The organism is Halomonas sp. 3D7M, assembly GCF_014897885.1.
GTDB lineage: Bacteria > Pseudomonadota > Gammaproteobacteria > Pseudomonadales > Halomonadaceae > Vreelandella.
The window spans coordinates 88,871-89,852 of sequence record NZ_JABUZF010000258.1 but is presented as its reverse complement, the minus strand read 5'-3'; the positions used below and the strand labels follow the sequence as shown (position 1 = coordinate 89,852).

Here is a 982-nt window from a genome sequence, read left to right as displayed (position 1 = left end):
CGTGTGCCCCCGCGCCAAGCGCTATTAGGGTTTGGCTGGGCGTGGCTGGAAAACCAACTGGCAGTGGCCTGCAAAGCACTTCCCCTGGGCCATACCGCCGCCCAGCGGGTGATTGAACAGCTGCGCGGGGAACTGGTGGAGGCCGTCGACCAAGCACTGTTGCTGGAAGATGATGATCTTGGCCCGATACTGCCCGGCGTGGCGCTGGCCAGCGCTCTGCACGAAACACAATATTCACGCTTGTTTAGAAGTTAAACGCTTAGCTATTTCAAACGCTTATGAGTAGGAGATAACAATGACGCACTGTTTACGTGTAGGTGTGGGTGGCCCGGTGGGTTCCGGCAAAACGGCACTGCTTAAGCAGCTTTGTTCGGCACTACGGGATTACTACGATATCGCCGTCGTAACCAACGACATATACACCCGCGAAGACGCCGACTTTCTGCTCAAGCATGATGCGCTGCCTGCTGACCGCATCTTAGGTGTGGAAACCGGTGGCTGCCCGCATACCGCCATTCGCGAAGATGCCTCGATGAACCTGGCGGCCATCGACGAGCTACACGCTCGCCATCCAAAACTAGAGCTGGTGCTGGTGGAGTCCGGCGGTGACAACCTCTCTGCGACGTTCAGCCCCGAGCTTTCTGATCTCACGCTTTACGTGATTGACGTTTCCGCAGGCGATAAGATCCCCCGTAAAGGCGGGCCAGGTATTACCAAGTCAGACCTGCTGATTATCAACAAGATTGATATTGCCGAGCAAGTACATGCCTCTCTTGAGGTGATGGAGCGGGATTCGAAGAAAATGCGCGGCGAGCGTCCCTTTGTGTTTACCAACCTCTACGATGGGGTAGGCCTTGAAGAGATCATCCGCTTTATTCTCGACAAAGGCATGCTGGATGAGCGTCGGCCCCAGGCGGCAACGGCATAATCGGTAGAAAAAGTTGCTGCAATAAAATAACAAGTACTCGCTAGCAGTGGCTTT

Annotated in this window: 2 protein-coding genes and 1 pseudogene (1 of these 3 only partly in view); all 3 read left to right on the top strand. The window is 55.1% G+C overall.

Translation table 11 applies throughout. The annotated features are described in order from the left end of the window. Positions 1-63, top strand: a pseudogene (locus INT22_RS22180) (hypothetical protein) (its annotated part extends 21 nt beyond the left edge of the window); the annotation flags it as partial. 45 nt (positions 64-108) lie between these two features. Further along, entirely contained in the window at positions 109-255 is a 147-nt protein-coding gene (locus tag INT22_RS22175) for a hypothetical protein (RefSeq protein WP_446718959.1), read from the top strand. A gap of 40 nt (positions 256-295) precedes the next feature. After that, positions 296-928: an urease accessory protein UreG gene (gene ureG / locus INT22_RS16655; RefSeq protein ID WP_038479289.1), complete on the top strand. Its 633-nt coding sequence runs from the start codon at positions 296-298 to the stop codon at positions 926-928. The last annotated feature ends 54 nt before the right edge of the window (positions 929-982 follow it).

Bases quoted from the DNA above. Each gene is read 5' to 3' on its own strand.
- ureG (WP_038479289.1), top strand. From the start codon at position 296: ATGACGCACTGTTTACGTGTAGGTGTGGGTGGCCCGGTGGGTTCCGGC.